This is a genomic window from Grimontia indica (assembly GCF_000333895.2).
GTDB classification, from domain to species: domain Bacteria; phylum Pseudomonadota; class Gammaproteobacteria; order Enterobacterales; family Vibrionaceae; genus Enterovibrio; species Enterovibrio indicus.
In genome coordinates this window covers 111,395-128,541 of record NZ_ANFM02000027.1, presented here as the reverse complement: position 1 = coordinate 128,541, position 17,147 = coordinate 111,395, and the positions used below count along the sequence as shown (strand labels likewise).

Annotated in this window: 17 protein-coding genes; 4 read left to right on the top strand and 13 right to left on the bottom strand. The window is 48.9% G+C overall.

The genetic code is table 11. The annotated features are described in order from the left end of the window. Window positions 1-19: 19 nt before the first annotated feature. From D515_RS15620 to D515_RS15600, 5 genes are all read right to left on the bottom strand, one after another. Window positions 20-697 carry a DedA family protein gene (locus tag D515_RS15620; RefSeq protein WP_002539946.1) on the bottom strand — a complete coding sequence of 226 codons (678 nt, stop codon included), beginning with the start codon at window positions 695-697 and terminating at the stop codon, window positions 20-22. Between the two features lie 29 nt (window positions 698-726). After that, entirely contained in the window at window positions 727-1,122 is a 396-nt protein-coding gene (locus D515_RS15615) for a hypothetical protein (RefSeq protein ID WP_002539945.1), read from the bottom strand. Window positions 1,123-1,252: 130 nt separating this feature from the next. Continuing rightward, window positions 1,253-2,263 carry a 23S rRNA (adenine(1618)-N(6))-methyltransferase RlmF gene (rlmF, locus tag D515_RS15610; RefSeq protein ID WP_002539944.1) on the bottom strand — a complete coding sequence of 337 codons (1,011 nt, stop codon included), beginning with the start codon at window positions 2,261-2,263 and terminating at the stop codon, window positions 1,253-1,255. Window positions 2,264-2,344: 81 nt separating this feature from the next. Beyond that, on the bottom strand, window positions 2,345-2,734 hold the full coding sequence (locus D515_RS15605) for a cupin domain-containing protein (RefSeq protein ID WP_002539942.1): 390 nt from the start codon (window positions 2,732-2,734) through the stop codon (window positions 2,345-2,347). Between the two features lie 23 nt (window positions 2,735-2,757). Beyond that, the gene (locus D515_RS15600; RefSeq protein WP_002539941.1) at window positions 2,758-3,105 is read right to left on the bottom strand and encodes a YkvA family protein; all 348 of its coding nucleotides are present in this window, start codon (window positions 3,103-3,105) and stop codon (window positions 2,758-2,760) included. 177 nt (window positions 3,106-3,282) lie between these two features. Between D515_RS15600 and D515_RS15595 the strand changes: the two genes are divergently transcribed. Further along, the gene (locus D515_RS15595) at window positions 3,283-4,308 is read left to right on the top strand and encodes an ion channel (protein ID WP_002539940.1); all 1,026 of its coding nucleotides are present in this window, start codon (window positions 3,283-3,285) and stop codon (window positions 4,306-4,308) included. Between the two features lie 66 nt (window positions 4,309-4,374). Here the strand turns inward: D515_RS15595 and D515_RS15590 are convergent, their stop codons facing one another. The 5 genes from D515_RS15590 to malX all read right to left on the bottom strand — a co-directional run bounded on the left by D515_RS15590 (window position 4,375) and on the right by malX (window position 10,245). After that, entirely contained in the window at window positions 4,375-5,340 is a 966-nt protein-coding gene (locus tag D515_RS15590; RefSeq protein WP_002539939.1) for a GTPase family protein, read from the bottom strand. Between the two features lie 246 nt (window positions 5,341-5,586). Then, window positions 5,587-6,615, bottom strand: coding sequence for a GTPase family protein (locus D515_RS15585; RefSeq protein ID WP_002539938.1), 1,029 nt, complete (start codon window positions 6,613-6,615; stop codon window positions 5,587-5,589). Between the two features lie 182 nt (window positions 6,616-6,797). Continuing rightward, window positions 6,798-7,265 (bottom strand): Sbal_3080 family lipoprotein, encoded by a 468-nt coding sequence (locus tag D515_RS15580; protein ID WP_002539937.1) that lies wholly within the window; start codon window positions 7,263-7,265, stop codon window positions 6,798-6,800. A 143-nt stretch (window positions 7,266-7,408) separates the two neighbouring features. Continuing rightward, entirely contained in the window at window positions 7,409-8,578 is a 1,170-nt protein-coding gene (locus D515_RS15575; protein WP_002539935.1) for a MalY/PatB family protein, read from the bottom strand. Window positions 8,579-8,664: 86 nt separating this feature from the next. Continuing rightward, entirely contained in the window at window positions 8,665-10,245 is a 1,581-nt protein-coding gene (gene malX / locus D515_RS15570) for a maltose/glucose-specific PTS transporter subunit IIBC (protein ID WP_002539934.1), read from the bottom strand. A 331-nt stretch (window positions 10,246-10,576) separates the two neighbouring features. Between malX and malI the strand changes: the two genes are divergently transcribed. From malI to D515_RS15555, 3 genes are all read left to right on the top strand, one after another. Beyond that, window positions 10,577-11,593, top strand: coding sequence for a Mal regulon transcriptional regulator MalI (gene malI, locus D515_RS15565; protein WP_039850187.1), 1,017 nt, complete (start codon window positions 10,577-10,579; stop codon window positions 11,591-11,593). A gap of 61 nt (window positions 11,594-11,654) precedes the next feature. Next, on the top strand, window positions 11,655-12,737 hold the full coding sequence (locus tag D515_RS15560) for a site-2 protease family protein (protein WP_002539932.1): 1,083 nt from the start codon (window positions 11,655-11,657) through the stop codon (window positions 12,735-12,737). Between the two features lie 110 nt (window positions 12,738-12,847). Further along, the gene (locus D515_RS15555; RefSeq protein WP_002539931.1) at window positions 12,848-13,633 is read left to right on the top strand and encodes a class I SAM-dependent DNA methyltransferase; all 786 of its coding nucleotides are present in this window, start codon (window positions 12,848-12,850) and stop codon (window positions 13,631-13,633) included. Between the two features lie 47 nt (window positions 13,634-13,680). On the opposite strand, the gene D515_RS15550 is transcribed toward D515_RS15555, so the two are convergent. From D515_RS15550 to D515_RS15540, 3 genes are all read right to left on the bottom strand, one after another. Next, entirely contained in the window at window positions 13,681-14,403 is a 723-nt protein-coding gene (locus D515_RS15550) for a hypothetical protein (protein WP_039850186.1), read from the bottom strand. A 214-nt stretch (window positions 14,404-14,617) separates the two neighbouring features. Then, entirely contained in the window at window positions 14,618-15,556 is a 939-nt protein-coding gene (locus tag D515_RS15545; RefSeq protein ID WP_002539929.1) for a class I SAM-dependent methyltransferase, read from the bottom strand. Between the two features lie 539 nt (window positions 15,557-16,095). Further along, on the bottom strand, window positions 16,096-17,106 hold the full coding sequence (locus D515_RS15540) for a M14 family metallopeptidase (RefSeq protein ID WP_002539928.1): 1,011 nt from the start codon (window positions 17,104-17,106) through the stop codon (window positions 16,096-16,098). Between the last annotated feature and the right edge of the window lie 41 nt (window positions 17,107-17,147).

Below are 17,147 nucleotides of genomic sequence, written 5' to 3'. Positions count from 1 at the left end.
GCGATGAAATAGGTCAGGGTTAAGCTTGCGCTGAAGGGGGCTTATTGCCTCTCAGCAATTTGCGGACTCGCCAGGTAATCGCAGTCAGAATCGCGGCACAAAGCGTGATAACAGGAGCAGCCATCAGCCCCATGGTTACTGCACGTCCAAGCGCGTCTGGCAGCGATGGCAGCAGGAACCCGATGCCCGCCAGCAGGAAGACCCAAAGGGTCGCACTCAACCACGCGAAGTAATGGAAACGTGGTGCTTCTTTCACGCGGATGCCCATCATCATCGGCACAATCGAGCGAACACCCGGAATAAAGCGCGCAGCAAAAAGAGCCACCAAACCATGCTGACGCAGTAAAGCATCGACGGTTTTCATGTTCTTTTCCGGCACTTTCTTCAGCCAGGATTGCACCATTGGCAACTTGTTCAGCCAGCGACCTTGCATGAAGGCCATCCAGCTTCCCATTGAAGCAGCCACAATCAGCAGCGGGAATGCGATAGCAGGCGTTAACACACCGACTGCCGCCAAAGTACCGACCAGTACAACCACGCTGTCGCAAGGTAAGGGAGCCGCCGGTAAAAAGCCGCTTTCAAGGCAAATCAACACGGCCACGATGATGTAGATTAGGGTCGCGCTGCCGGGAGCCAGCAGCGCATCGAAATCCTGGTTCCACAAGGCCACCAGCACTTCCTGAATTGCTTCAAACATATTATCTCCAAGAATCAAAATAAACAGGGTTAGGTGATGCTGGAGAAGGCTTCCCTAGAGTGGATAAAGCGGAACTGGAGATGGCAAGGTGCGAAGAAGCCTGTGATGTTCTGTCGACTCTGGCGAGTGCAGAAGTAGCCTGACGACAAAAGGCCAAAGAGAAGCAGAGAAATGCCTGAAGCAGGAAAGGCTGGCAGTGATGAAGGTTCGTCATCGATAAACTCGACGTCACCGGGCAGAATGCGTGATGTCATGGTGCGAAGCAGCGAATACTCTTCCTTCGCCAGCGGCACGCCTTCTCTATCCTGCAAAGCTGCGTGATGCCCCTGCGCCAAATCGACCCCAATAACACCCACAGCACCACTTAACAGCAGCACCATCATCAGAGCAACATAGAGGGGAAGTCGCGTGGTCGGCGTTTTCACAGCGTATTCTCAAAGGTCAATTCAGGCAGAATTTACTGCTAAAACCACAAAAAGAACACCACTTTTTATCGCTTATGACGACCTTGCACAAGGCGGCGATTTTCCAATCAAAAACCGCCTGAAAAGCGCGCTATTTTTCGCCGTTTATCGACCAGTCTTGGCGCGCAGATTCACTGAAAAAAGTCCATGCCACAATACGCGTGACTTTCTGCCCTTGCGCCATTTCGATGGTGCGGACATCTTCGACTTTTAACGCTTTCAATTGCTTGTAGATACCCGGCAGGTTTTCTTTCTTGGAAACCATGGTGGTGAACCACAGGCATTGGGTTTTGAAATCGGCGCTTTGCTCTATCATTCTCTTGATAAAAGCGGCTTCGCCTCCCGGACACCAAAGCTCTGCGTTCTGTCCGCCAAAGTTCAGCACTGGTTTGCCCTTGCCTTTCATTGGCTGCGCTTTGAAGGGTTCTGAGCCTTTCTTGCGGGCATTGGCGGCAAGGTTCTTCACTTTGCGCTCAGAGCCTTTCGTTGCCTCTGCCATAGAAGCATGGAAAGGCGGGTTGCACATGGTGAAATCGAAACGCTCTTTGGCGTTAATCATGCCTGCGAAAATGTGGTCTGGGTTCTTTTGAAGGCGGCATTGAATGCCGCCTTTGAGGCTTGGGTTCATCTCCACCATCAGCTTGGCGCTTTTTACGGATACTGGGTCAATATCCGCACCCACGAACTGCCAGCCATAAACGCGGTGGCCGACCATGGGGTACACGCAGTTTGCGCCCATACCGATATCCAGCCCCTTCACAGCTTTGCCTTTTGGAATTTCTCCACCGTTGGATTCAGCCAGCAGATTTGCCAAGTAATGCAGGTAATCCGCGCGGCCGGGAATTGGCGGGCAAAGATAGCCTTCTGGAATATCCCAGAAACTGATTTGGTAGAAGTGTTGCAACAGTGCCTTGTTGAGGGTTTTCACCGCTTGCGGGTTGGAAAAGTCGACAGACAAATCACCGAACGGGTTCTTCTTCACAAAGGCTTTGAGCTCTGGGGTGCCTTTCATCAGCGCCGGGAAATCGTATCGCGCACGATGGGGATTTCTTGGGTGCAGACCTTTCTTAGGTTGTGAAGTGGTTTTGTTCGGTTTTGTCATGATGACGCCTAGTCGACTTTGTCCGGAAATTGCAGGGCAGCGATTCTAGCACGACAGCCAGAAATTCCGAGCTGATTTCCTCTACTTGTCAGGTCTTTCGATACTGTGTTCAGTCGGCTGCGGTGTCACTGTCATCACCTTCACGCCACTTGGCGTATCAAAGCGGTGCCAGACATTTTCCGGCACCACAACCAACTCTCCTGCAGACAAGGAAATGGGTGTTTCTCCTTCGCTATTGAGCAGAAAGATGGTGGTTTGCCCTTCCAGCACATGGACCAGTTCGTCGGCCGGATGACGCTCCCATTCGCTCTTTCCTTCGTAGTGGGCAATGAAAACGCCACCATCTCGGTAATCTGCCAGTGTTGCAAAGGCATCTTCCCCTTCACCGCTCAGCGAGTGTTCCGGCGTTCTATCTTCAAGGAAAGTGACTTGCTCAAACGCATCCTTGAGGTTGACTCTGCTTCCTTTCATGCCCTTTCCCCTCTCTGGGTAAATTAATTGAGCTTCTTAAACCATTGATCCAGCTTCTCGCCTGCTTTCTGGCCGTGTTCTGTTTTCACGTGCATCACGACCGCTGCCGCAGCGGCTGCAAGAACACCCAAATCATCGGAAAATCCAACGGCAGGTGTCAGATCAGGAATGGCATCAATAGGCGCGATAAAGTAGCCAAGCGCGGCGAAAATAGTGGTTTTCGCCCATTTGGGTGTATCGTCATCTGTCGCGGAATAGTAGAGCTTAAGGGCATTTTCCAATACGTCGTAACCTGCCTTTTGCGCAAAGTTACGGGCTTTGGTCCAGAATCCATCGTCGGAAAATTCATCCAGATATTTGTTGTCACTCACGGCGCGATCCTTTTCGTAAAGAATGACTGTTTTCAATCTACACGCTAATCAATGCTGCTGCCTAACCCGAATCTGAGAACTTTTTCACAGTCGGCAAAATTGAGAAATTTGCTGATGGATTAGACTGTTATAGTGGCACGCTAGTTTGAACTCTAAGAAGGTTAAGGAAAACGGCTGATGAACAAGTGGTACATGGTTCGCCGATGGATCACCTCTCAATTTCAGCGTTTAAGCGGGAAGCACGTTATTACTGCAGTGTTGGCCTACGCAGTCATAAGCTGGGTGCTGCTTCGCTTAGCGGGAGAGCATGCACTGACTTCTCCCTTCGTTGATTATATCTATTATCTGTTAGTGACCGCTTCTACAGTGGGTTACGGCGACATGTCTCCCACTACAACGGCGGGTAAATGGATTGTCGCACTGTTTGTGATCCCTTGTGGACTAAGTATTTTTGCCATCGGTGTAGGCCGCTTGGCGGGTATTACCATTGAGTATTGGCGCAAAGGACTGTTAGGAAGAAGGAGCATTGACGTGTCCGGACACATTTTGATTTTGGGTTGGAACGAAAGCCGAACCCTTCACCTCATCGACATGCTTCTGCACGAAGAAAAAGACAAGCGCCCCATCGTGCTGTGCGTGCGTGCTGACATTGAAAACCCTCTGCCGAAGGAAATCGATTTTGTCCGCACCACAAGCTTTACTGATGAAACCGCCATGAGTCGCGCTGGCGTTTCCGATGCAGACTGCATCATCATCGACAACCCGGAAGACGACATCACCTTCGCGGCGGCGCTATTCTGTGCCAGCAAAAATCCGGATGTTCACATTCTCGCGTACTTCCAGGAGGAAGTCCTTTCTGACCTTTTGAAAACCCACTGCCCGAACGCAGAGTGTATTCCTTCTGTGTCGGTGGAAATGATGGCGAAATCAGCTGTGGATCCGGGCTCTTCTGAGCTTCATCATGAGCTTTTGAACACCCGCAAAGGCATGACGCAATACGCGGTCACCTACCCTGGCGATGCGCAATACACCACGGTTGAAGCGCTCTTTCTACGAATGAAGAAGGAGCATGATGCAACGCTGATTGGTTTCCGACGCGATAGCAATGTCAGGCTGAACCCGCCGCTTGATCAGGAAATCAAGCCCAACGATTTGCTGTTCTATATTGCCGATGAAAGGGTGTTGGACTTTAAGTGGGATTGATTTAACCCCACAGATAGCAAATACAAAAAAGGAGCCATTCGGCTCCTTTCTCTTTAGTTATGGCGCTTAAGCCAGATTCAGACGCTGACGCAGGTTACGACGAAGCAGATAACCTATTTCACGTCCCTGCTTACCCATATACGCACCAAGCAATCCGCCAAATCGTGCGCCGCCACGCGAGCCTTCGTAGATAGAATCAAACAGGGTGTTTTCCACTTCCACTACGTAATTCATGCGGTCATCGCTATCAAACCACGCCAGTGATTGCTTATTAAGTGGCGTGTCGACCAAGGTGATTTTTTTCTCTGCTGGCAGTTTTGCCACGATTTGGTTCAGCAATTTGATGGTGTTGAACGGACGACGACCTTCGCCGTTTGAGCGCTCAAAATCTGCCGCATAGCAAATTGGTGCGATCTCAAGGCCGGACTCATCCAGCATGCAGTGACGAATCAAAGACGCCGTGCTTTCCGGCCAGATTTCCACTTCTGGTGACGGCGAATCGTTAAGGAAATCCCACTCATAGCTATGGCTGGCAATATCCACTTTGTTCAGTCCAACCACCAGACGGTTATCAAGCTCCTCGCCTAATGCTGGCACTATCACATCACAAATCAGTCGATAGCCTTGGTTAAGATTGCGCTCTGCAGCGTCCAGCACCACGACGACCATGTCGATGAGCGGGTTACCGTCGCCATCGCTTTCGCTCAGCGTTGACCCAATCTGCATATCCAGCATTTTGTCATGTTGTTCATCGCCGTTATGACCGGGATAATCCCACACCACCAGATTGCCATTTTGGAAGCGGGTAATACCGGAAGAAGCATTGAATTCTTCAGTCAGGTTATCGCCAAACACCGCTTTGATGGTGGCGGTTTTACCTACACCTTTGGGGCCGGCAACCATAATGTTTAATGGCTGATCTTCCAGCTCATGCAGACGCAGTTGCAAGGTGGACTTTTTGAACTCGTCCACCAGTGAAGAGTGGCTGATGTCCCAGGCCAGTTGTTGAGAAAATGACTTGCTGTTTTGCATGGGTATGTCCTCGGTAAATACTTCCTATACCCAAGCGTTTTTCACGCCAGCGACTTCCTGTCAGCTTGGGTATTACCATTCACGTAACCAATTTATCATCTGCAACTATACGCAATGCACAAGTGGCGATTTGTCTCGCTCTTGATAGCATTTAACAATTTGTTTACTTACGGAATGATGTGCGGTTTGAAGCTGATGAAACTAGAGAAGTTAAGGGCTCACGAAGTTGCGAGCCCTTTTGGAGATTTATATGGAAATACCCAATTGACTACGGATTTCGTCTGAAACAATGTTTCCAAGCGCACGGCCATGACGCCCCAAAAACGCACCTAGCTGACCGCCAAAGCGATCACCATCGTGCGCGCCAAGATGGATGGCATCGAAGCAGGCATTTTCAATGAGCTGCAGATACAGCAAATTGTCATCATGCTCACGCCAGTGGTCATCTCCACGACTGAAGACATGGTTGAACAAGGTGAGTGATTTATCTTCCGGCAAGGTTTCCATGGTGCGGGCCAGAAGTTTAAGCAGGTTGAAAGGACGACCACTTGGGGACTCTCCCGCTTCGGCGCTGAAAGCCAAAGGACGGGTCTGAACACCTACGTTGTCAATCAGTCGATACCGAAGCGTGGCAGCCGTGCAATCTAACCAGATCTCTGCATCCATCGGCATCACATCTTTTACGTACTCTCCACGAATGGCATGAGCAACTTTGTCGCACTTGCTGAAAAGTACCATCAATCGACCATCAGCGTTTCTGCCCATCATGGGGATGATCGTGCGGCAGATATCGAGGTAACTATCGTCAATGTTGCTGGAGGAGGCATCAAGCACCACCATGACCAGATCAATCAGTGGTTTGTTATGGTCATCGGTTTCAGACAACAACGCAGACAGTTCTTGTATTAGCGGCTTAGATTCTGGGCTGTAGTCCGGAAGGTTGGCTTCCCAAAGCGTCACTCGGTTGAGTTCTGTTCGCTGAATCTCGTTCGCCGAGCGAGACCAATCCCTCTCTCCAAACATTGCTGACAACATGGCGGACTTGCCTGTTTGGGGCGAGCCGAGCACAAGAACGTTTAATGATTCATCGGCAAGCACCTGAAGGCGACGCTTCAATCTCGCTTTGTACCCATGTTCCATTTCGACGCTGTTTTCGACCTGGCTAAGCACGCGGTCAAAGAAGGTATAGTCGGACACAGATGAATTGGCATTCTCATCTTTTAAGGCGCTCAGTTTTTTGAACAACTGAGTATCGACATAGTGGTTTCCCTGCATGGTGGTGGTTCTCCTCTTCAATCAGATTCACAACGGAACCATCCACCACTATATGCATTAAATGTCGTAACCAAGTGTCTCGCTGTTGATAGCACTCGATGATTTTCTACTGGAAGAGTGCGGTAAAATCGGTCGCTAAAAGGCTGCAGGCGAGAAAAAGCCCGCAATTGCGGGCTTTTTCTTCAGTACTCTCCGGCGCTCAACTTCTGTTGCGCTTCAGAAACGGTTATTCGCCCAAACAATATATCCATCATGGCCTGAATACGTTTGTTGTCATCACCATACTTCGAGAATGTAGCGTGGTTCGGCGCTTTAAATTCTACTTCTCCTACTTGGGCATCATTCTTGTAGGCTTTGATTTTCGCATCAGCAACAAAGGTTCGAATATCCCAACTCCAGCGGGAGATATATGTCAGGGTCAGTTCACTTGGATCGGGCGTGGTATTGGGTTTCGCCACTTTGCATTTTTTGCCTTCATCCATACACCACGTCAGCATGTTATCGAGAAACACACTGCGGGTCGCTGGGTGCTCTACGATGGTAACCTCGGTGCTTTGATTCGCTTCGCTGATTGGCGTCGCTTTGTATTTGGGACCAGAGCAACCAGCAAGTATGGTTACCAGAAACAAGCCAAGGGTAATCTTCTTCATTGTCATTCATCCGTGTTATTTATTTCCTTTTGTAGAAATAATATATGGGTATAGCCATGTTCCAACCCCTTACGCGTCGATTTAATAAGAAAAGCTCACCGAAGTGAGCCATTCCAAAAGACAATTGTTGATTTGAGTTTGGTTTAGCGTTGTCGCCTTATCGCCCCAACCAGCGCCTTCAATCCCGCTTCCACTTTCGAACGCGGACAGCCCAGATTCAGGCGGACATAGCCTTCACCCGACTCGCCATAAACGCTGCCGTCCATAATGGCGACATTGAAGTGTTCGATCAGATCGCTCTGTAGCTTTTGCATATCTAGGTTTAGAGGTGACAAATCAATCCACGCCAAATACGTCGCATCAGGCACCACATAGTTCAGTTCAGGAAACACACTGAGTGTGTCGCGCACAAGCTCATGGCTTTCACGCACGTAAGCATTCAAAGCATTGAGCCATTCTTCACCGTGATTGTAAGCAGCCATCATCCCTATCACGCCGAGAATTGAAGGCGATGACAGCCCATCCACTTCTTTCAGTTTGAACAGGTAATCATTACGCACTTTGTCTTCGGCAATAAACGCGTAAGCGCCATTCAATGCCGGAATGTTGAAAGACTTGGAAGCTGAGGTCACCAACGCCCAACGCTGAGTCGTGCCAAAGCCCGTCCAGGGGGTATGCGCTTTGAAGGCGACATCCATATGGATTTCGTCGGAGATTAGCGCCACATCATGCTCATCGCAAAGCGTTGCGATGCGCTGCAACTCCCCCTTTTTCCAAACACGACCGGTTGGGTTGTGTGGGCTGCACAGCAAGAAAATCGTGGTGTCCGCTTCTGCCAATTGCGCTTCCAGCAAGTCCCAGTTTATTTCCCAGCTGGATTCTGTTTTGACGAGTGGGTTTCGCACACAACGACGCCCTGCCCCTTCCACCAACTTGTCGAACGCATCGTAAGCGGGCGTTTGGAATACCACGCCATCACCTGCATGGCTCCACTTTTCAATCAGCTTGGCGATGATGTAAATCACTGAGGGGCCGTAAACGATGGTGTCTTTGTCGATTTGCACGTCGAAGCGGCGTTGATACCAGCTTTCAATCGCGCCTTTAAAGTCATCGTGATTCCAGCGCGAATAGCCCAAAACAGGATGTTCCAAGCGCGCTTTCAAGGCTTCCATCACAGGTGCTGGCGCTGCGAAGTCCATGTCTGAAATCGTGAATGGCAGCAGCCCTGCTTTGCCGAATCTGTCCTGCACATAGTCCCATTGAGTGCAGTAGGTGCCCATGCGGTCAATGGGGGTATTAAAATTAAATGTCATGTGTGCCTTCTTGCCGTTTTTTATGTTCTAGACAAACAGGAAAACCCCCGACTTATTAAGTTGCGGGGGTTTAGGGGGATAACAGATTAGCTTGCTGTTGCGGTCATCAGTGCCTGCATTTCATTTTTCACCAGGTGAACCTGAGTACCAATCACGACTTGCAGGTTGTGAGCGTCCAACTTAACCACACCCAGCGCACCGTATGATTTCAGCTTGTCTGCATCTACCAGTTCCATGTTGTCGACAGACAGACGCAGGCGGGTAATGCAGTTGTCCAGCGCGGTGATGTTCTCTTTGCCGCCCAGTGCTGCCAGAATCGCTGCACCTTTACCAGATTCGTTGATGAACGCTGCTTCCAGTTCTGAGTCTACTTCTGCAGTATCCACTTCACGGCCCGGGGTTTTCAGGTTGAACTTGGTAATCGCGAACTTGAACACGGTGTAGTAAACCGCAAACCATGCGCCTGCCACGACTGGAACCAGATACCACTTGGTTGCTGTGCCTTGCAGAACACCGAACACCAGGAAGTCGATGATGTTGCCGTCGGTGTTGCCGATAGTCACATCCAGCAGACCCATAACCATGAAGCCAAGGCCAGTCAGGATAGCGTGGATGAAGTACAGTGCCGGTGCCACGAACAGGAACAGGAATTCCAGAGGCTCCGTGATACCGCCAACCACACACGCCACCACACCAGAGATCAGCAGCGCTTTAATCTTGCTGCGGTTTTCAGGTTTCGCACAGTGGTACATCGCCAGTGCTGCACCCGGCAGACCACCTAGGAATGCTGGCATCTTGCCTTGAGACAGGAATGCGGTCACTTCAGGACTGAAGCCGTTGGTGTCTGCACACGCCAGTTCAGAGTAGAAAATGTTCAGCGCGCCAGAGACTGTCTGACCACACACTTCCATGGTGCCACCCGCTTCAGTAAAGCGGATCAGCGCAACCAGAATGTGGTGAAGGCCAACAGGCAGCAGCAGACGTTCACCAGTACCAAACAGGAACGGACCGAACGCGCCAGCACCTGCAATCAGGTTACCGATACCGTTGATGCCTGCCGCAAAGTAAGGCCATACGAATGGGATCAATACACCCACGACACCCAGCGTGATTGCTGAAATGATGGGAACGAAACGTGCGCCACCGAAGAACGCCAGTGCATCCGGCATCTTGAAGGTGTAGAAACGCTGGTGGAGTTTGGCGACGATGATACCCACCATCACAGCACCCAGAATACCGGTGTCGATAGATTCAATGCCGATAATGCTCTTCACACCATAGGCTTTGCGTTCCAGCTCGTCACCCAGCACGCCGTTCACGGTCAGGAAGAAGTTGATCGCCAGGTTAAACGCGGCATAACCCACGAAACCTGCAAAGGCTGCGACACCTTTCTCTTCGCGTGCCAGACCCAGCGGAATCGCAATTGCGAACATCACTGGTAGATAGATGAATGCCACCAAGCCAATCTTGGTCATCCACATAAACAGGTATTGAAGCAGGGTGTTATCTAAGAAAGGAATCGCTTCGCGGATGGCATTACTCGACAGCGAGCTACCCACACCGAGCAAAATACCTGAGAACGCCAACAGCGCGACAGGCAACATAAAGGTTTTACCAAGACTTTGGAGGAATTCCCACATGGTGGTTTTGGTGGCTTTCTTCGTCATTACAACTCTCCGAATTATGAGCATATGACTGGTGTGGAGTCCTCAACCAAAGCATGAATCGGTTGTCTGCCCCACACACGGGACTATGTGTTTTCGCCGCTCATATTAGGGAAACAAAATTTTGGTAAAACGTTTTATCAAAACATTTGTGATCTGCGCATCGATGCTTAATCCACAAATTTGATCAGGTTTAAATAATGGTAATTTAGCAGTATCCTTTCTTGGTAAAACGTTTTACTAATGTCACGCTAACCCCATATTCAAAAGACATGAGGATGCTCGCTGAATCCTGCATTTTCACGTCGTCTGGTTATTAAATATCAAATAAGGAATTCACTTGAAGAAAGTGACGATCACGGATGTCGCTGAGCACGCAGGCGTCTCAGTCACCACGGTCTCAATGGTTTTGGGCAACAAAGGACGTATCTCTCCGGATACAGCTGAGAAGGTCAACAAAGCCGTGACTGAACTTGGCTATGTCCGAAACCGTGCTGCTGCTAACCTTCGCTCCAACAGCAGCGAAATTGTTGGCCTGATCCTGAAAGACATCAGTGACCCTTATTACGCGCAAGTCGCCGCCGGCCTTTGCGAAGAAACCGAAAAACAAGGCTACATGGTGTTTCTGGCGCAAAGTGGTGATGCTGAAAAATTTGAACAATGCATGCTGACCATGGCGCGTCAGGGTGTGGGCGGCATTGCCTTCTGCCCGACCAATGAAAACCAGCAGGTTGATGCGGATGTGCTTAAAGCGCATAACTTGCCGTTGGTGTGTATCTCACGCGCATCGGTCAATCACCAGATTGATTACGTCGGGCCGGATAACGCCAGTGCGGCGAAAATGGCGACGGAATACCTGATTGAACAAGGTCATCGTCGCATTGCTTATGTCGGTGGGAAAAGTAGCTCACTTTGTCGCGCTGAACGCGTGGGCGGCTATTGCAGCACGCTAATGCAGTTTGGTTTGCCATTTAAACCGGAGTGGGTGGTGGAATGTGAACCTGGCCAGGCACCCGCAGCAAAAGCAGTCGAAGCATTGCTTGCCAGCCATCCGCAAATCAGTGCGGTACTTTGCCATTATTCGTCAACCGCAGTCGGCGCGGTGCAGGGCGTTCTCCGACTTGGCAGAAATGTCGGGAACGACACCATCTTCAATAAAGAAATCTCCATCGTAGGTTTTGATGCCGTTCAAGAAGCGGAACTCACCGAGCCGCCCATCGTGTTTGTGAATTCAGATGCCAAAGAAATTGGCCGACAAGCCGCAAAACGCTTGATTGAGCAGTTAGAGAAAAGTGATTCCGCCCCGCGCAAAATCATCGTCGCGCCTTCATTGACTAACCACTCGAGTTAGAGAAATTCGGCGCTAATGCTGGTACATTAGCGCCAACGTTTTCTGATGAAGCACTAACACTTTGGAACTATTCAACATCACCTGTCTCGGTAAGCCTCTGCGTCTTGAAGGATCGCTGGCGGGCTGGCAAGCACTTTACTGGGACAACCAACTCGTTTCTCAACTCGCCGCAAGCGCCGATAACGACGGCGAGAAAGTCCACACTTTCCAACTGACGGCCAACGACCAAATCATTACCGTCGATGTCTCCTCCAGCCTCAGTTGGCAGCCGTTCAACATCGACTACAAAGTCGCGGTCGACGGAGAAGTGGTGGAGTCTGGCTCGCGCAATGAAAAAGACATAGAGCGCCAGCAGCCGGAAGTGAAACCTCAAGCCAAACAGAAATTCAGCCTGATTGGTCTGGCGTCACTGGGCTTGAAACTCTTCAAGAGTGCCAAGGTCATCAAAGTGGTACTCGCGGGCGCAAGTGTCGCTGCCTATTCCTGGTTGTTCTCCTGGCAATTCGCCCTGGCGTTGATTGCTTGCCTAGTGGTGCATGAATACGGCCACATCCGCGCCATGAAGTACTTTGGCATGAAAACCAAAGGCATTTACCTCATCCCGTTTATGGGCGGATTGGCGCTTTCGGATGAGAAAATAAATACGCGCTGGCAGGATGTGGTGATTTCCATCATGGGGCCAACCTTCGGCCTGTTTATGTCTTTGGCGGCGCTCGTGGCTTATTGGGTAACAGGGAATGTGTTCTTTGCCGGTCTCGCGACCTTTAATGCATTATTAAACCTGTTCAACCTGCTACCGATTTTGCCCCTTGATGGCGGACACATCCTCAAAAGCATCAGCTTTTCGATGAACAGCGTTGCAGGCTTGGTAGCCTGTATTGCCGGTGCGGCGGTGGGGGTATATGTCAGTTACGCATTCGGATTGGCTCTGCTTGGCTTCCTGTTGCTGATTGGTAGTGCTGAAATTATCTTCGAATGGAAATACCGTCATCACTCGCATCTGTTGCCGCTGAGCCGTTACGGCCAAATCTTCAGTACCGTGTGGTATTTCTCAACGGTTGCCGCTTTGGTCGGCGTGATTATCTACTTCGCCACCAAAGGCGACGAGATGTTGGCACTGCCGCTATTGATTCTACAGAGCTAACTGAAAGCACTTCTCATAAAACGCCAGCCATTGCTGGCGTTTTTTCTTTCCAGCTTCAGCACAAATTCATGATGTGATTTATATCGCACTAAAATGAAAACCGATGTAGGATGCGCCACCTCTTTTATTTCGGTGTGTTTTACGTGATTACTCCATCATCAAATGCGCTGTATACAGATCTCTCGGGTTATTACGATCTGATGTGCGCAGACATTAACTATCAGTCTCAAAGTGACTGTGTGCGCAGGCTTCATCAACTGTTTGGTAACCAAGGGAAACGTCATCTTGATCTGGCGTGTGGTACAGGCCCACACATTCGTTATTTTATCGATACTGGCTTTTCAAGCGATGGTCTTGATCTGAACCAGCCAATGCTGGACCAAGCGAAACTGCGCTGTCCGGAAGCACAATTCTCGCTGCAGAATATGTGTGAGTTTGTGGTAGATGCGCCGTATGACCTCATCACCTGTTTTCTTTATTCGATCCACTACAGTGGCAATATCGAAAACCTCAGCGCTTGTATTCGAAGTGCTCACGCAGCACTTAAGCCTGGTGGTGTGTTCTGTTTTAACGCCGTTGAAAAGAACCTGATCAACAACAACTCTTTCGTGCGCCATATTGTTCAGCACGAAGGCAGTGAGTTTGCTTTTAAATCTGGCTGGTTCTATTCCGGTGAAGGCGACAGACAAGCACTGAAACTCAGCATCGAAAAGACCACAGACAAGGTGACCGAGGAGTGGCATGACGACCACCCAATGGTCGCCGTGAGCTTCAACGAGCTAAAAGAACTGCTTGATCCATACTTCGAAGTCACTGTGTTTGAACACGACTACGAAAAGCTGGAGATGTGGAACACCACGTCAGGCAATGCCATTTTCGTGTGTGTAAAGCGATAAGCTAAAATCAAGATAGAAAAGGCCGGATTAAATCCGGCCTTTTTTGATTAGATTGGATTGCCGTTGATAGTGGCGGAAAAAAGCTTGTCTGAGCCTGTCATGGTTTCCCCATTTTCAGCAGTCGACACGAAATCTTCCCGTATGGTTAACCCATTTCCCACCCCAATATACTGCGTAAACACCACTTTAAGCCTGTCTCCACTCGCATCTACGTTATCTACAACAAACTCAAGTACACAAGTTTCAAAAGTCCCTGCGGGAACCGTGATATTTTCCGTTCGCAAATACTCCAGAGAATAATCAGTCGTATTGCTTAGAGCATTGTTTTCGTATTCGGTGACCGTGGAGAATGTTTTCTTTTCACCCAGTGCCAAATCGTAATTGAGAACAAAGCCATTGGGACGATAAGTAATTTCATCGCTTCCAAGAATCTGACCCAGAGTTGTCACATTTTTTTCAGTCTGATCTACAAGGATATAGAGGCGATTATCTGAACCACTGCCGTCAGTGATTTTCTCTTCGATCGCATCGTTGTAGCCACGATAAGACGTTTTTTGAATCACTTCTGTGGTTTCAGAATAATTTGACAATGATTCACCGTTAAAAATAACGGCATTAACCTCATTGACCACAGTACCCACGCTGTAAAGCGATTCGTTAAAACAAGCCGAAGAATTGGCACGCTGGGCCACTGTGTTTCCGTCTCCGCTACTGCCTCCACATCCTCCTAAAAATAGTGCGACACTTAAGAACAACAGATACGACTTCATACTTCATTCTCCAACTGCAATCCATGGGCAGAATGCCCTTCGCAAGCGAAATATCTATCGATTCTATCGACCGTATTTCGGAGAATTTGCTTTGAAAACGAGACGAAATATAAATAGAAAAACAGCAAGCCCAAATTTGTTCTTTAAAGCTGAGCTACTGCACACTTTACAATATCGACACAAAATGAAAGCACTTTCTTTTTGGGGCCAATTTTTACTGAGCCCCTTTGTAATGAGCCACTATCTCCGCATTACCAATTGAACGTTCCGACTTGGAACCAAGAAAAAACACGCCATTGGCTGCATCTACATTGTATTTTTCAGGGATCAAACGATCGAACAACATCACCCAAAACAGCGAAAGCTTGATTGCTTTCCCCGCCCAGTGCGAGCGGAAAAGTCCACTGAAGAAGCCTTCAAGCGCCCACAATAGCTGCGTACCTGCCCCGGAACAGACTCCCGACTTAACCAAGCTGAACTGACGGAATAACAAACGGTGCCCACTTTCGGTAAAACGCATGAAATCGTAGGGGCCTTCATGGACATGCTGTAAAAAGGGGGTTTCCGCATACACCAGACCATTGGGTTTCAGTACGCGATGGATTTCAGAGACAACCATTCCCGGATCCATAACATGCTCTAGCACGGCCTGAATGATCACAGCATCGAAACTGTTGTCGCTCAATGGAATACAATGAGCATCAGCCACAAATTGAACGTTTGGAGACGCGTAAACATCAAAAGAAACTAATTCGATATTCTCGTCTTCATAGAAGCGTTCCATGCCTTCACCAATGGTACCGCCCCCTATTATCAACACGCGTGGCTTTCTGCGTAACTCAAACAGTGTGGAGATTAGCGTGTCGACATTCTTCTTTGTCGCACCGGAAGGTGGAGAAACCATGCGCTTCATCACCTTCATCGCTCCAGAATAGGTGTGCCGTGGTACAACAGAAGCATCAGATGACAATTGCCATCCCAATCCTTTGCAGCGTTCAGAACACAACAATATCGGGCACCCACCCACTACTTCATAGTGAATGTCACCCGTGCTTGACGCCACCTTGGCGTTTTGATCGTCCAATTTATCAAGCTCAGCGCCGCTACGCGGACAGCGCAACAGTGCTAAAACTTCTTTTTGATCCAAAAGCATTATTAGCCCTAATCCCTTACTGCAAAATACTAAGCGTTTGAACCTTTGTCTAAGTCTAAAAAATCTGAACTTTTAGCATTTCATTATTATGAGATAGACCTTATAGATTTTATGGTGAAGGATCTAGGGGAAATCATTCTTTAATAAAAAAATAGGACTTAAAGACTAAACAATCCCCATATACAAAGAAAGGAATAGTTGTAGAAAGGATGTATACAATTGAGAGGAACTAAAATTATTTCCTTTTAATACAATAAATTAAAAGGATAAGTAGGGAATTCTTTACAACATTAGTAATACATAAATTAGAAAACATTATTTTCCGAGACACCATACGGAAAACTTTCAATTTTCTGACAGCGCCTTGACGGCAATATTTTATGCGGAATAACCCGTGAATACCTATCAAGACACTGTGCATGGAAATGCATTCAATTCGATAAAATCCATAATGCCATTTCAGCCTAGCAATGTGTATTAATTATGCATTACACCTTATTGAAAATAAAATTATGCAACGAAACAAAATGTTAGCGAGTTTAGTCAACCACCATATAAAACAGGCAGTCTGATAGGGCAATATGGTGTTTGGTGGTGATCATGAAAAGCTTGGAGGCATGTTTTAAAAGAAGCTCACCATTATGTTCATAGAAAAGTGCGTCAATTGGGTGTCCGCCTTCGCCATCATTGGTGGTCATGCCGTCCAGTCCTTTCTCTCCGAGCCACCCAATCATGCTATCTGCCGCCATCCAACCGAAGTTATGGCGGTCAATATCAGGAGGAAGGGTCAGGTCTGCATCCTCGACCTTCCGGTCGTGATAGCAAAGTTCCAACCCTTGTTTCAGTTGCACTCGCACTGGGTGGTAAAGCAAGTCCAGTGGCCAGAAGCCAGAATGATTGGCGAAGATATTGTCTGCTGTCAGGAAATGATGAAGCCCATTTTTCGCCACTTCATGGGCGGCATGATCGGCAGCGCCCCCACATTCGACAGTAACGATAGGTGACTCGTCAGTGGTTTGCTCCATCAGCGCGCCCAAACGAACACTGGTGCAAAGCATTCGCTCAGTAAACAGTGAGGCAATCTGCTGGTGTTTTTCATCATCAATGATAGAGACCGAGAATGAAGGACTGGTGCCGGAGGTGTTGTGGAGGTCGACAACCGCTTCAGGTTTTAACTTAGCGATACGTGACATGATTTCAGCCGCGATGCCATAGCTGTCATCCTCGCCCGTTTTCCCAAAGCAGCGATTCATGTCCGGTTTATCAGCGAAATGTCTGGTGGTAAAAGGCTTGTCGTAGAGCGCAGCTTTCACATTGGCCAAACAAAAATGCGTAGTTACTGCACAGTCAGGAGAATTCTGGGCAAAATGCCAGAGTGCCTTGGCTCCGGAAGGTTCATTGCCGTGAAGTAATGTCACCACCACACGATGTCGTTCAGGATCCCGGCCCGGCAACGTCAGCCAACTGGCTCCCAGCAGCGTATCCAACCAGGCAACCAATCCGCGTCGTAAATCTTCATCGTTAGGCCAGCTAACATCATGCAGCATCATGATTTTCTTACACTCCTTGTGAAATTCTTAGGGTCTGTTAA

Excerpts from the sequence above, each read along its gene's own strand:
- D515_RS15620 (WP_002539946.1), bottom strand. The coding sequence starts at position 697 with ATGTTTGAAGCAATTCAGGAAGTGCTGGTGGCCTTGTGGAACCAGGAT.
- rlmF (WP_002539944.1), bottom strand. The coding sequence starts at position 2,263 with ATGACAAAACCGAACAAAACCACTTCACAACCTAAGAAAGGTCTGCAC.
- D515_RS15605 (WP_002539942.1), bottom strand. The coding sequence starts at position 2,734 with ATGAAAGGAAGCAGAGTCAACCTCAAGGATGCGTTTGAGCAAGTCACT.
- D515_RS15595 (WP_002539940.1), top strand. The coding sequence starts at position 3,283 with ATGAACAAGTGGTACATGGTTCGCCGATGGATCACCTCTCAATTTCAG.
- D515_RS15590 (WP_002539939.1), bottom strand. The coding sequence starts at position 5,340 with ATGCAAAACAGCAAGTCATTTTCTCAACAACTGGCCTGGGACATCAGC.
- D515_RS15585 (WP_002539938.1), bottom strand. The coding sequence starts at position 6,615 with ATGCAGGGAAACCACTATGTCGATACTCAGTTGTTCAAAAAACTGAGC.
- D515_RS15580 (WP_002539937.1), bottom strand. The coding sequence starts at position 7,265 with ATGAAGAAGATTACCCTTGGCTTGTTTCTGGTAACCATACTTGCTGGT.
- D515_RS15575 (WP_002539935.1), bottom strand. The coding sequence starts at position 8,578 with ATGACATTTAATTTTAATACCCCCATTGACCGCATGGGCACCTACTGC.
- malX (WP_002539934.1), bottom strand. The coding sequence starts at position 10,245 with ATGACGAAGAAAGCCACCAAAACCACCATGTGGGAATTCCTCCAAAGT.
- D515_RS15555 (WP_002539931.1), top strand. The coding sequence starts at position 12,848 with ATGCGCCACCTCTTTTATTTCGGTGTGTTTTACGTGATTACTCCATCA.
- D515_RS15550 (WP_039850186.1), bottom strand. The coding sequence starts at position 14,403 with ATGAAGTCGTATCTGTTGTTCTTAAGTGTCGCACTATTTTTAGGAGGA.
- D515_RS15545 (WP_002539929.1), bottom strand. The coding sequence starts at position 15,556 with ATGCTTTTGGATCAAAAAGAAGTTTTAGCACTGTTGCGCTGTCCGCGT.
- D515_RS15540 (WP_002539928.1), bottom strand. The coding sequence starts at position 17,106 with ATGATGCTGCATGATGTTAGCTGGCCTAACGATGAAGATTTACGACGC.